At 69.5% G+C, this 13,053-nt stretch carries 13 protein-coding genes; all 13 read left to right on the top strand.

Annotation, left to right across the window (positions count from 1 at the left end; translation table 11 throughout):
- The first annotated feature begins 63 nt into the window (after window positions 1-63).
- Entirely contained in the window at window positions 64-717 is a 654-nt protein-coding gene (locus ACO2Q3_RS00730) for a lytic transglycosylase domain-containing protein (protein WP_423304436.1), read from the top strand.
- A gap of 241 nt (window positions 718-958) precedes the next feature.
- Window positions 959-2,905: a DUF3363 domain-containing protein gene (locus ACO2Q3_RS00725; protein ID WP_423304435.1), complete on the top strand. Its 1,947-nt coding sequence runs from the start codon at window positions 959-961 to the stop codon at window positions 2,903-2,905.
- Between the two features lie 21 nt (window positions 2,906-2,926).
- On the top strand, window positions 2,927-4,903 hold the full coding sequence (locus ACO2Q3_RS00720; protein ID WP_423304433.1) for a conjugal transfer protein TraG: 1,977 nt from the start codon (window positions 2,927-2,929) through the stop codon (window positions 4,901-4,903).
- Window positions 4,904-4,923: 20 nt separating this feature from the next.
- A complete protein-coding gene (locus ACO2Q3_RS00715; protein WP_423304431.1) occupies window positions 4,924-5,331 on the top strand; it encodes a CopG family transcriptional regulator in 408 nt (135 codons plus the stop codon).
- Between the two features lie 98 nt (window positions 5,332-5,429).
- Window positions 5,430-5,762, top strand: coding sequence for a hypothetical protein (locus tag ACO2Q3_RS00710; protein WP_423304430.1), 333 nt, complete (start codon window positions 5,430-5,432; stop codon window positions 5,760-5,762).
- Window positions 5,759-6,484, top strand: coding sequence for a zeta toxin family protein (locus ACO2Q3_RS00705; RefSeq protein WP_423304429.1), 726 nt, complete (start codon window positions 5,759-5,761; stop codon window positions 6,482-6,484). Before ACO2Q3_RS00710 ends, ACO2Q3_RS00705 begins: the two co-directional genes overlap by 4 nt.
- 212 nt (window positions 6,485-6,696) lie before the next feature.
- Complete coding sequence (gene trbB / locus ACO2Q3_RS00700) at window positions 6,697-7,623, top strand: P-type conjugative transfer ATPase TrbB (protein WP_423304428.1); 927 nt, start codon at window positions 6,697-6,699, stop codon at window positions 7,621-7,623.
- Window positions 7,623-7,958 (top strand): TrbC/VirB2 family protein, encoded by a 336-nt coding sequence (locus ACO2Q3_RS00695; RefSeq protein WP_423304427.1) that lies wholly within the window; start codon window positions 7,623-7,625, stop codon window positions 7,956-7,958. Before trbB ends, ACO2Q3_RS00695 begins: the two co-directional genes overlap by 1 nt.
- Window positions 7,958-8,227, top strand: a complete 270-nt coding sequence (locus ACO2Q3_RS00690; protein ID WP_423304426.1) for a VirB3 family type IV secretion system protein — start codon at window positions 7,958-7,960, stop codon at window positions 8,225-8,227. The genes ACO2Q3_RS00695 and ACO2Q3_RS00690 overlap by 1 nt, the downstream gene beginning before the upstream one ends.
- 39 nt (window positions 8,228-8,266) lie before the next feature.
- Window positions 8,267-10,744, top strand: a complete 2,478-nt coding sequence (gene trbE / locus ACO2Q3_RS00685; protein ID WP_423304425.1) for a conjugal transfer protein TrbE — start codon at window positions 8,267-8,269, stop codon at window positions 10,742-10,744.
- Window positions 10,741-11,487, top strand: coding sequence for a P-type conjugative transfer protein TrbJ (gene trbJ, locus ACO2Q3_RS00680; protein ID WP_423304423.1), 747 nt, complete (start codon window positions 10,741-10,743; stop codon window positions 11,485-11,487). The genes trbE and trbJ overlap by 4 nt, the downstream gene beginning before the upstream one ends.
- On the top strand, window positions 11,487-11,786 hold the full coding sequence (gene trbK-alt, locus ACO2Q3_RS00675; RefSeq protein WP_423304422.1) for a putative entry exclusion protein TrbK-alt: 300 nt from the start codon (window positions 11,487-11,489) through the stop codon (window positions 11,784-11,786). The genes trbJ and trbK-alt overlap by 1 nt, the downstream gene beginning before the upstream one ends.
- The gene (gene trbL / locus ACO2Q3_RS00670; protein ID WP_423304421.1) at window positions 11,783-13,033 is read left to right on the top strand and encodes a P-type conjugative transfer protein TrbL; all 1,251 of its coding nucleotides are present in this window, start codon (window positions 11,783-11,785) and stop codon (window positions 13,031-13,033) included. The genes trbK-alt and trbL overlap by 4 nt, the downstream gene beginning before the upstream one ends.
- Window positions 13,034-13,053 lie beyond the last annotated feature (20 nt).

Here is a 13,053-nt window from a genome sequence, read left to right as displayed (position 1 = left end):
CTCGTCCCGATCACAATGTCCTCCGCCACGAGGCGGCGAACGGGTCAAGGGCGCGCCCTGGGCTTGAAGCGTTCGACGCGCGTGGCAGCCTTGCCCGTCATCGGGATGGTGCTTTCCCTGCTGTCGGCCGGTCATTCGACAGCCGGGTCCATGGCCTGTCCGCGGCTGTCGTCGGCCGATCTGGAGCACACCGTGTCGGCCGCTTCGGCCCGCTCCGGCGTGCCGCCGACGTGGCTCGAGGCCGTCATCAACCACGAGAGTGCGCGCTATCCCTGCGCCGTCTCGGTGAAGGGCGCGATGGGCCTCATGCAGCTCATGCCGGCGACCTGGGCGACCTTTCGCGAACGGCTGGGGCTAGGTCCATCGCCGTTCGATGTGGCGGACAATGTCCTCGCCGGCGCCACCTACCTGCGCGAGCTGTACGACCGGTTCGGGCCAGTCGGGATGTTGGCCGCCTACAGCGCGGGGGCCGGTCGCTACATCGAAGCGCGTTCCTCGGGCCGGCCGCTGCCGAGCGAGACGACGGCCTACATCGCCGCGCTCGCGCCCCGACTGCAGGTTGGCGGCGCTCCGACTGCAAAGCCACCGGTGGCGAGCTACAGCGTCTTTGCGCAGATATCGCCGCGCCAGCGAGACACCGTGCATGCGGCCGGGGCCGCAGCCGATCCCGGCGCCGCTGATCTTTTCGTCGCCGTGGCGATGGGGGACGCGCCATGAGCGCGGGGGTGGGTGGGCGTCTTTCTGGGCCGGTAGGCTGTGTCCTGGCGTGGGGGAGGGGAGCCTCTGGAAAGACCTGGAGGGAGGGCAAGATAAAGGGCGGCGGCGCCGTTGGCTCTCTCGCCCAGGAAACAGTCAGTCTGCACATGGGTTTGCGCCGCCGTGAACGGCGCCGCTTCGACGAAGGCGTGGCGCCGCTCCGTCCATCAACCCCTTATTCTGCGGCGGATTGGACGGCGCCATGAGCGCGGACGACGAGGACTTCAAGCTCAGGATCGGCCGATCTCGACCGGATGGTCGGCGACCCGTGGGCTTCGCGGCGAAGGTGCGACAGCTGGCGCTACGCGAGCCTGCAAACGGGGGGCGTTCCCGAGGGCGTTTCAACAGGGTCGGCGTCGGTCGGGCGGCCGCCCGGGCCCAGGCGCTCACGCAGTCGAGCCAGCGCGGCGCCCGGCGCGTGATGGTCAAGGCGAGGGTAGTCAAGCTGCTCAGGGGCGCGGCCCCCGGGGTACACCTGCGCTATCTCCAACGGGACGGCACCACCCGAGACGGTGGGCGCGGCGAACTCTACGCCGCCGCCGAGGATCACGCTGACGGACGGGCGTTCCTGGCCAGGGGAGAGGGCGATCCGCACCAGTTCCGCTTCATCGTCTCGGCAGAGGATGGCGCCGAGCTGGCGGACCTGCGCGCCTTCACTCGGGATCTGATGGCGCAGGTCGAGCGTGACCTCGGCGTTCCGCTGGACTGGGTGGCGGTGGATCACTTCAACACGGGCCATCCCCACAGCCACATCGTGCTGCGCGGTCGTGACCTGAAGGGCAAGCCGCTGTTCATCGCCGGTGACTACATCGCCCACGGCCTGCGCGGCCGGGCCAGTGAGCTGGTGACGCTCGAGCTGGGGCCGGAGACGGTTGCCGACGTCCGGCGTCGTCTCGAAAGCGAGATTGGACAGCGCCGCCTCACCAGCCTCGACCGGGCCATGCTTCGCGACACGGCCGCCGGCCTCGATCCCGTCGACGGGCGAACGCCTTTCGACAGGACCCTCCGGATGGGTCGCCTGGAGACGCTGCAGCGCCTCGGCCTGGCAGAGTGCGATGTGGGCGGCGGGTGGACGATACGATCGGACGCGGAGAGCATCCTGCGTCGCCTCGGTGAGCGCGACGACATCATCAGGTCGCTGCACGCGGCCATGCGCGGCGCAGGCGGTGTATCGCCGGAGGCGGTCGAGCTGCACGAAGGGCCGCCCAGCCACACCGTGGTTGGTCGCCTGGTCGGACGACGCCTGTCCGACGATCTGGGCGATCGTCTGGCGGTGATCGTCGAGGGGCTCGACGGGCGCACGCACCACTTCAACATCGATGGCGATGGGGAGGAAATTGAAGGCGTTCCCGTCGGCGCCATCGTCAGTGTCGGGCCGCCGGGTCCACGCCCGGCAGACCGGACGATCGCAGAGAGGGCGAACGCCGAGAGCGGCATGTACAGGCCAAGCCAGCACCTCGCGGCCCGCATCGCCGAGGGTGGGCCGGAGCCGGAAGCCTTCGTCGAGACACACGTCCGGCGGCTGGAAGCGCTGCGTCGCCTTGGCGTGGTGGAGCGCATCGACTCCGACACCTGGTCCGTCCCTCCCGACTTCCTGCAACGGGTGCAGGCGACGGAAGGCCAGACAAGCCGACGCGCGATCATGCGGGTGCTGTCGCTGCTCGACCTCGACAGCCAGGTCGCGGCCGACGGCGCTACTTGGCTCGACCGCCAGCTGCTGCGCGGCGAAGCGGCGTTCGGAGATAGTCGCCTCGCCGGCGAGGTCCATGACGGATTGCGGGCGCGCGCGGACCGTCTGGTCGCCACCGGCGACGCCGAACGGTTGGAGAGCGGCGAGCTGAGGTTCCGGCCCGGGCTGCTGGCCCGTCTGCAGGCGCGTGAGGTTCAGGGCGCCGGCGCGCGGCTGGCGTCCGAGGTTGGTCTGCCATTCGCCGCCCTGGCCCCAGGTGAAGAGGTGTCCGGCGTCTACCGGCGTCGCGTGCAACTGGCCTCCGGCGCCTTCGCCCTGGTGGAGCGCAGCCAGGACTTCTTGCTCGTCCCCTGGCGTCCGGTGATCGAACCGCAGCTCGGCGGGACTGTGCGCGGCGTCGGCATGACCGGCGGCGGCTTCGACTGGCGCCTTGGCCGCGACCGCGGTCCGGGGATTTGATCTGCGACCTGGGAGATTGAGATGTCCGGCACGCGCGTGCTGTGGGGACAGGTCTTCGCTGTCCTTCTGGTGACCCTCGGCTTCGTTTGGGCGGCCACGGAGTGGACGGCCTGGAGGCTCGGATTCCAGGCTGAGCTCGGCTCGCCCTGGGTCCGGTTTCTAGGCCGGCCGATCTACCCGCCGCCGGCCTTCTTCGTCTGGTGGTTCGAGTTCGACGCCTACGCTCCGAAGATCTTCCTGCACGGGGCGGCCATTGCGGCGTCGGGCGGCCTCATCGGCGCCCTGATCGCCGTCGTCCTGTCGGTCATCCGGGCCCGGGAGAGCCGGTCGGTCACGACCTATGGATCGGCGCGGTGGGCGTTCGATCGTGACGTGCGTGCGGCAGGGCTTCTGCACGACCGCGGCGTGGTGCTGGGCGCCTGGCGCGGCCGCTACCTTCGCCACGACGGGCCTGAGCACATCCTCTGTTTCGCGCCGACCCGCAGCGGCAAGGGGGTAGGGCTGGTGGTGCCGACCCTCCTGACCTGGACCGGCTCGGTCATTGTCCACGACATCAAGGGGGAGAACTGGTCGCTGACGGCGGCCTGGCGCGCGAGCTTCGGGTCGGCGCTGCTGTTCGATCCCACCAATCCCGAGAGCAGCGCCTACAATCCCCTTCTTGAGGTGCGCCGCGGCGATGCCGAGGTGCGCGACGTCCAGAACATCGCCGACATCCTGGTCGATCCGGAGGGAGCGCTCGAACGCCGGAACCACTGGGAGAAGACCAGCCACTCCCTGCTCGTGGGCGCGATCCTGCACGTCCTCTATGCCGAGGTGGACAAGACTCTCGCCGGCGTCGCCAACTTCCTCTCCGATCCCGGCCGTCCGATCGAGGCGACCCTTCGGGCGATGATGAGCACCTTGCACCTGGGCGAACGGCCCCACCCGGTGGTCGCCGCCGCGGCGCGGGAGCTGCTCAACAAGTCGGAGAACGAGCGCTCGGGCGTGCTGTCCACCGCCATGTCGTTCCTCGGCCTCTATCGCGATCCAGTAGTGGCCAAGGTCACCGAGCGTTGCGACTGGCGCATCGCCGACCTGGTCGGATCCGAACGGCCCGTGAGCCTCTATCTGGTCGTACCGCCCTCGGACATCAGCCGCACGAAGCCCCTGATCCGGCTGATCCTCAATCAGATCGGCCGGCGACTGACGGAAGATCTGCAGGCGAGGGGCCGAAACCACCGCCTGCTGCTGATGCTGGACGAATTTCCCGCGCTGGGGCGGCTGGACTTCTTCGAGGGGGCCCTGGCCTTCATGGCGGGCTACGGCATCAAGGCCTTCCTGATCGCCCAGAGTCTGAACCAGATCGAGCGCGCCTACGGGCCGAACAACGCCATCCTCGACAATGCCCACGTGCGGGTGGCCTTCGCGACGAACGACGAGCGGACCGCAAAGCGGGTGTCGGACGCCCTCGGAACGGCCACCGAGCTCAGGGCCATGAAGAACTACGCCGGCCACCGGCTCTCGCCCTGGCTGGGACACCTGATGGTGTCGCGCCAGGAGACGGCGCGCCCGCTGCTTACGCCGGGCGAAGTGATGCAGCTGCCGGCGACCGACGAGGTCGTCCTGGTCTCGGGCTGTGCGCCCATCCGGGCGACGAAGGTGCGCTACTTCGTCGACCGCCTTCTTGCTAGGCGGGTGGGAAAGCCGCCGGCGCCGGCGAGGCTCGCGACGCCCTGGCCGTCAGGGTCTGTCGGGCCGGTAGGGGTGGAAGCGCCCTGGCCTGTGGTTCGCCGAACCGACAGGCACGCGGAGGGCGGCCTGAGGCTGGAGCCGGAGCTGCTCGCGCCGGACGCGCCTGAATCCCCGGCGCCGGACCTGCCCGAGTTCGCGGATTTCGACGACGACGGCGGACCGCCGATCCAGCCGGGGCTCGTGGATGAGCGCGACGCCTTTCGCCGCCGGTCCGGACTGGCAGCCCGCCAGGCATCCCTCGATCCGGACGATGGGATGGAGCTGTGAACTCTTCGTCGAAGGTCCGGATGAGCATCTACTTCGAGCCCGGCCTCATGCGGCAGGTGGCGCAGCTCGCGGCCAAGAAGCGATGGACCAAGTCCTCGGTCATAGAGGCGGCCGTCGCCTCGTTCTTTTCGGCGGACAGCGCCGAGCGGCAGGAGGCCGCGCTGTCCCGGCGGCTCGATCGGATTGGACGGCAGCTCGAGAGACTGGAGCGCGGCCAGCGGGTCGAGACCGAGGCCCTGGCGGTGTTCGTGCGCCATTGGCTCGTCGTGACGCCGCCGCTGCCGGCCTCTGCGCAGCCCGCCGCCCGAGCTTCAGGCCGAGACCGCTACCAGGCGTTCGTCGAGGCGGTCGCCAGGGAGATGGCCAAGGGTGGTGGTCTGCTGGCCGAAATCCAGGAGGATGTTGGACCGAGGGCCGAGAGCGAATGAGCGGCTGTCGCCCCTCGATCAGGCCACGCCCCCAATTTCGCGTTAAGCGTCCATGGCGCATCTTGGCGGCCCGTCCTCGAAGCGCTTATCTTCCTCCAATGACGACCAAGTATCGCAAGATTGAAACCGGCGCCGCCAAGGTGGTCCTGCGGAAGGGTAAGCGCGCGCGGTATAGCTACAGCTTCGGCGATGCCGTGCTGACGAACGACAAGGGACAGCAGGCTACTACGCCCGAGACGCTCGAGATGAGCCGCAAGGCCATGCGAGAGCTCGGTTGGCGCCTCCGCAAGCCAGGTGTGAAGCTGCGGATGGCCAAGGGTGTGCCGAAGTTCTACGTCGACGAGGGCAATCCCGATCTCATCGTTCGTGAGGTCGATGGCAAACAAGAACGCGGCACCTTCGAGGACGGCAAGTTCAAGGCCGTCGCGTGAACATCCTCTCGACCGCGGTCGACGCGGTCCTGGAGGTGCAGGTCGATTCTGGAAAGCCACTGGCGATCGTGCTCGCCGGCCACAACGGGTCGGGCAAGTCGACCATGTGGTACGACTATCTCGCACCGGCGCTCCACATACCTCTGATCAACGCGGATCGGATGATGTTGTCCATCCTGCCGGAGCCGAAGCCAAAGCTCCCGGCGTGGGCGCAGGAGCTGAGGGACACCAACCGCCAGTGGATGGGCGTCGCGCGCGAGAGCGTGGACTCCTTCGTGCTGAACGCCATGCGAGCCCGCGTCCCGTTCGCCTATGAGACCGTGTTTTCCCATTGGGTCGAGCATCCTGACGGATCGGTCGAGTCGAAGATCGATCGCATTCGAGAGCTGCAGGCGGCCGGCTACTTCGTCCTGCTGTTCTTTGTGGGTCTGGCTAACGTGGGGCTGTCGATTGGCCGGGTCCAGACCCGCTACGCCGGCGGGGGGCACGACGTGCCGATCGACCGGCTGGTCGAAAGGTTCCCCAAGACGCAGCGCGCGATCTCGCACGCAATACGGGTGGCCGACGCATCCATCCTTGTCGACAACAGCGCTGACGAGAAGAAGGCCTTCACGGTGGCCCACGTGCGGCAGTCGGGCGAATTGCTGTTCGACGTCAGGGCGTCCGGCGCCCCGCCCCGGCGCATCGTCGAATGGCTCGAGAAGGTTGCGCCGGAGCCGTGAACGGATAGCGACAGCGCTTTCGTTTCTTGTTGCGCGCAGGCGCACTACTACGCCCAAAGCCTTGTTGCGCCACGGAATTTGGCGGCCCTATTCAGTCGGCCGTCCACCGCGCGCCGATCATGGCTCCGGGGACGGGATCCCCCGGTGTGAACCGCCAGATCACCCTCACACAGTCCACTGGACGATCGGAAACCCTCGCGCGTAGCGCGCGCATGCTGCGCACGGCCCTTGGGCCCGCAATCGCTGCGTGGCTCGATGCCGACGACATCGTCGAGGTGATGCTGAACCCGGACGGTCGCCTGTGGGTGGACCGCCTCGGCGAAGGGCTGGTCGATACCGGAGCGCATTTGGGCTCGCAGGACGGAGAGCGGATCATCCGCCTCGTCGCCCACCACGTCGGCGTGGAAGCGCATCGGGATCGGCCGCGGCTGTCGGCCGAGCTTCCGGACGGCGGCGAACGTTTCGAAGGCCTGTTGCCGCCGGTGGTGGCCGGCCCCGCCTTCGCCATCCGCAAGCCGGCCGTGGCGGTCTTCACCCTGCTCGACTACGTCGCTCGTGGGGTCATGACCGCAGGCGAGGGCAGGGCGCTCGCCGAGGCTGTCGTCAGCCGCAAGAACATCCTCGTCGTCGGTGGCACGTCCACCGGCAAGACGACGCTGGTCAACGCCCTCCTGGCCGAGTTGGCCGGCTGTGGCGAGCGCATCGTCCTGATCGAGGACACCCGCGAGCTGCAATGCGCCGCGCCCAATCTCGTCGCTCTGCGAACGAAGGACGGGGTCGCGTCCTTGACCGACCTGGTGCGTTCGGCCCTGCGGCTGCGGCCTGACCGGATTCCGATCGGCGAAGTGCGGGGACCGGAGGCGCTCGACCTGCTGAAGGCCTGGGGCACCGGCCATCCCGGCGGCATCGGCACCCTGCACGCCGGCTCGGCCCTGGGCGCCCTGCGCCGGCTTGAACAGCTGATCCAGGAAGCCGTCGTCAGCGTGCCCCGTCCGCTGATCGCCGAGACCATCGATCTCATCGCCGTGCTCGCCGGCCGCGGCCAGGACCGCCGCCTGGCCGAACTTTCCGCCGTCGAGGGCCTCACCCCGGCCGGTGACTACCGGCTCGTCCCCGTTCTCTCTGGAGCAGACGCCTGATGTGCACGCCCACCCGCCGTGGCCTGGCCCGGCTGTCGATCGCCGCCGCCGCCAGCCCCTTGATCCTGCTCGCCCTGACAACCCCGGCCCTCGCGGCCGGCTCGTCCATGCCCTGGGAAGCGCCGTTGCAGAAGATCCTCGACAGCGTCGAAGGGCCGGTCGCGAAGATCGTCGCCGTCTGCGTGATCATCCTCACCGGCCTGGCCCTGGCGTTCGGGGAGACGTCCGGGGGCTTTCGACGCCTGATCCAGATCGTCTTTGGCCTGTCGATCGCCTTCGCCGCCTCCTCCTTCTTCCTGTCCTTCTTCAGCTTCGGCGGCGGGGTCCTGGTCTGATGGCCGCCGAAGCCGACATCCCGGGGTTCACGGCGCCGGTTCACCGCGCCCTCACTGAGCCCATCCTCCTGGCTGGCGCGCCGCGGGCCGTCGCCATCCTCAACGGCACCCTCGCCGCCGCGGTGGGCCTGGGGCTTCGGCTCTGGTTCGTCGGCCTGGCCCTCTGGGCCCTGGGGCAGTCGCTCGCGGTCTGGGCGGCCCGGCGCGACCCGCAGGTCATCGAGGTCGTCCGCCGGCACCTGCGCCTGCCGACCTGGTTCGCAGTTTAGGCGTTCGCCCCTTCTTCCTGAATTCGTTCGGAGTTTCCAATGTTCGACCTGCGAGAATATCGCCGGCGCGCGACCCTGCTTGCCGATTTCATTCCCTGGGCCGGCCTGGTGGCGCCAGGGATCGTCCTCAACAAGGACGGTTCGTTCCAACGGACTGCCCGATTCCGGGGCCCGGACCTGGACTCCGCCACGCCCGCCGAACTGGTGGCGGTCACGGCCCGGCTCAACAATGCCCTTCGCCGGCTGGGCTCGGGATGGGCGATCTACATCGAAGCCCAGCGCCAGCCGGCGGCGGACTATCCGCTGAGCGACTTCCCCGATCGGGTCTCCCGCCTGGTGGAGGCCGAGCGGCGCGCCCAGTTCGAGATGGAAGGGGCGCATTTCGAGAGCGCCTACCGTCTTACCTTCCAGCACCTGCCGCCGGCGCAGAGCGCCGGCTGGCTGGAAGGGTGGCTCTACGAGGGGCGGAAGGCGCGCGACATCGACTGGCGCGAGGCGCTCGGCGGCTTCGCGGACCGCACGGATCGGCTGCTCGCCCTCTTCGAAGGCTTTCTGCCGGAAGCGGCGTGGCTGGACGATGCCGCCACGCTCAGCTTTCTGCACTCGACGGTGTCGACGCGCCCCCAGGACGTGGCCGTTCCCGATGCGGCCGTTGGGCTGGATGTGCTCCTTCCCGACCAGCCCCTGGTCGGCGGCCTGGCGCCCCAGCTCGGTGATGCGCACCTGCGCGTGCTGACGGTGTCGGGGTTTCCGAGCCAGACCTGGCCCGGACTGCTCGACGAGCTTAACCGGCTGGCCTTCCCGTATCGCTGGTCCACGCGCGCCCTTTGCCTGGACAAGACCGACGCGGTCCGGCTGCTCGCGCGGATCCGCCGCCAATGGTTCGCCAAGCGCAAGTCCATCGCCGCCATCCTCAAGGAGGTGATGACCAACGAGGCTTCGATCCTCGTGGACAACGACGCAGCCAACAAGGCGGCGGACGCCGACGCCGCCCTGCAGGATATCGGGGCGGACCTGGTCAGCTACGCCTACGTCACCGCCACCGTCTGTGTCTGGGGTCAGGACGCGGCCACGGCCGACGCCAGGCTACGGTTTGTGGAGAAGACCCTGCAGGGACGCGACTTCACCTGCATGGTGGAGACGGTCAATGCGGTGGACGCGTGGCTCGGATCCCTGCCGGGCCATGCCTACGCCAACGTCCGCCAGCCGCCCATCTCCACGCTCAACCTGGCGCACATGGCGCCGATCTCGGCCGTCTGGGCCGGGCAGGCGCGGGACGACCATCTCGGCGGGCCCCCGCTGTTCTTCGCGAGAACGGACGGCGCGACGCCCTTTCGGTTGTCGCTGCACGTGGGGGACGTCGGCCACACCCTGGTCGTCGGGCCAACCGGCGCCGGCAAGAGCGTCCTGCTGGCGCTCATGGCGCTGCAGTTCCGGCGCTATCGAAGCGCCCAGGGCGCGGCACAGGTGTTCGCGTTCGACGCAGGCGGGTCAATCCGCGCGGCCGTGCTCGGCATGGGCGGAGACTTCCACGACCTCGGCGCCGCCGTCGGTGAGACGAAAGGGGGCGGGGCAAGCGTCGCCCTCCAGCCCCTGGCGCGCATCGACGACATCGCCGAGCGGGTGTGGGCCGCGGACTGGCTCGCCGGGGTCTTCGCCCGAGAGGGCTTGCTGGTTACCCCGGAGCTGCGCGAGCACGTCTGGAGCGCCCTCGGATCGCTGGCGTCGGCGCCTGCGGACGAGCGCACCCTTACGGGCCTGACGGTCCTCCTGCAGGCGCAGACCCTGAAGCGGGCGCTGGGCGCCTACACCCTTGCCGGCGCGTGGGGGCGGTTGCTCGACGCCGAGACCGAGCAGCTCGGCGGCGCCGAGGTGCAGGCCTTCGAGACCGAGGGGCTGATCGGCTCCGCCGCCGCGCCGACCGTGCTGGCCTACCTATTCCACGCCATCGAGCGGCGGCTGGATGGTCGGCCGACGCTGATCATCATCGACGAGGGCTGGCTGGCGTTGGATGACGCCACCTTCGGCGCCCAGCTGCGCGAGTGGCTGAAGACGCTGCGGAAGAAGAACGCCTCTGTGGTGTTCGCTACCCAGTCACTGGCCGACATCGAGGGCAGCGCCATCGCCGCCTCGATCATCGAGAGCTGCCCGACCCGCCTGTTGCTGCCGAACGACCGCGCGCTGGAGCCGCAGATCGCGGCCATCTACCGGCGCTTCGGTCTCAACGAGCGGCAGCTGGAGATCCTGAGCCGGGCGACGCCCAAGCGCGACTACTACTGCCAGTCGCGCCAAGGCAACCGGCTCTTCGAGCTCGGCCTCGGTCCCGTGGCGCTGGCGTTCTGCGCCGCCTCCTCCCGGTCCGATCAGGCCGCGACCACCGCCTTGCTGGAGGCGCAGGGCGCCGAGCGCTTCAGCGCGGCCTGGCTCGCGCACCGGGACCTTCCCTGGGCCGCCGACCTCGTCCGGGGCGGCCCGAACACCCTCCAAACCACCCTCGCAGAGGAGCGTGCTCGATGAGCCGTCGACTTGTCCTGTTGTCCCGCCCGATTGCCGCCGGCCTGGCCGCGATCGCCCTTCTCGCCGTCGCGCCGCCGGCCAGCGCCCAGCTGACGGTCTTCGATCCGAGCAACTACAGCCAGAACGTCCTCACAGCCGCCCGCGCCCTCGACCAGATCAACAACCAAATCACCGCCCTGGAAAACCAGGCGCAGATGCTGATCAACCAGGCCCGCAACCTGGCCAGCCTGCCTCAGAGCATCCTGGCGCCGCTGCAGGCGGAGGTCGCGCGCACACAGCAGCTGATCGGCGAGGCGCAGCACCTGGCCTACGACGTAGGCCAGGTCGACCAGGCCTTCTCCAGCCGTTACGGCGCGGTGAGCCTGTCGACCACGGACGCCGACCTCGTCGCCCGCGCCCAGCAGCGCTGGCAGGCGTCCGTGGCGGGGTTCCAGGACGCGCTCCGGGTGCAGGCCGGCGTCGTCGGCAACATGCCGGGCGCGAAGGACCAGATGCAGTCCCTGGTGACCTCGAGTCAGGGGGCGACAGGCGCACTTCAGGCCGCCCAGGCGGGCAACCAGCTCCTTGCCCTGCAGGCGCAGCAGTTGTCGGACATTGCGGCCCTGCTGGCCTCGCAGGGAAGGGCGCAGGCGCTCAGCGGCGCGGATCTGGCCTCGGCCCTCGCCGATGCCCAGGCTCGCCTTTCCCAGTTCTTCGGCGGGGCGGAAACCTACCAGCCGGGCTCGGTGGAGCTCTTCCACTGATGGGCTGGCCCGGACTCTTCAAGGACCGGCCGCACCGGCCCGAGCCCCAGGTCTTCGATCACGCCTGCCTGGCCGCCTTCCTGGTCGCCATCGGCATCATCGCCCTGCTGATCATCAGCGCCGCCTGGCTGCAGGCGGCGGGCCGGGACGACCCGGCAACGGATCGGGCGGAGGCCTCGTCCAGCGCGCTCGACCATTGCCGGACCAAGGGAACCGCCGCGGGCGACGATCCGACTTGCCGCGCGGCCTGGGCGCAGGCCCGCCGCGCCTTCTTCCAGGGCCCGGAGGTCAGCCCATGAACCCGGGGATCGTCGACCAATTCCTCGACACCTTCAGCCGCTATATCGACTCAGGCTTCGGGCTGGTGGGCGGCGATGTCGCCTGGGTTTCCACCACTCTTGTCGGCATCGACGTCACCCTGGCCGCTGTCTTCTGGGCGTGGTCGCCCGGTGAGGAGGTACTGGCGAGGCTGATCAAGAAGACCCTCTATGTGGGCTTCTTCGCCTTCCTCCTCTCCAACTTCAACGCCCTGGCCAAGGTGGTCTTCGAGAGCTTCTCGGGGCTGGGCCTGAAAGCGGCCGGCGGCGGCATGTCCGCCTCGGACTTCCTGCATCCGGGAAAGCTGGCCCAGGCGGGCATCGACGCCGGCAAGCCCCTGCTGCAGGCAGCCAGCGAACTCTGTGGCTTCCCCGGCGTCTTCGAGAACCTGATCCAGATCCTTCTGCTGCTGGTCGCCTTCCTGATCGTGGTGATCGCCTTCTTCGTCCTCGCCGTGCAGCTGTTCGTCTGCCTGATCGAGTTCAAGCTGGTCACCCTGGCCGGCTTCGTCCTGGTCCCCTTCGGCCTCTTCGGGCGCACGGCCTTTCTGGCCGAGAAGGTGCTCGGAAACGTCGTGGCCTCGGGCGTGAAGGTCCTCGTGCTGGCCGTCATCGTCGGCATCGGCTCGACCCTGTTCAGCCAATTCACCGACCCTTCAGGTGCGCCGGGGACCCAGCCGGACCTTGAAGCCGTGCTCAGCCTCGCCCTGGCCGCCCTGACCTTCCTGGGCCTGGGCATCTTCGGTCCGGGCATCGCCAACGGCTTGGTCTCCGGCGCGCCACAGCTGGGCGCCGGCGCCGCGGTGGGCACGGCCGCGACGGTCGCTGGAGTCGCTATGGCCGGCGCCGCTGGGGTGCGCGCCATCGCCGGTGGGGTTGGAGCCGCGGCCTCTATGGGGCCGCGGGGTGGGGCAACCCCGCCAGGCGGGCCGGGTCCGTCAGGCGGCGGGAGCTCGCCCCCGCCCAGCGGCCCGTCGCCAGCGTCGCCGGCCGCCCCATCGGCGCCGGCCAACGACAACGCAGGTCCATCCAGTGGCAGTGGATCGGCGGGCGGCGCGCCGGCCTGGGCCAGCGACTATGACCGCGGCGACGTCGACCGATCTGCCGGGGAGGCGGGCACGGATTGGGCGCACGTCGCCCACGGCGCCGGCATGGCCGCCCACCACCTCCAGTCCAGCGATCAGGCCGGCCACAGCCAGGGGCCTGACCTGGACGGCCCCGAAGACTGAACCGCCCCAAGCAAGGAGTG

It is taken from the genome of Caulobacter sp. KR2-114 (genome assembly GCF_049446115.1).
In the GTDB taxonomy this organism is placed as follows: domain Bacteria; phylum Pseudomonadota; class Alphaproteobacteria; order Caulobacterales; family Caulobacteraceae; genus Acaudatibacter.
The sequence above is the reverse complement of the archived record's forward strand: the minus strand, read 5'-3'. Positions and strand labels throughout refer to the sequence as shown.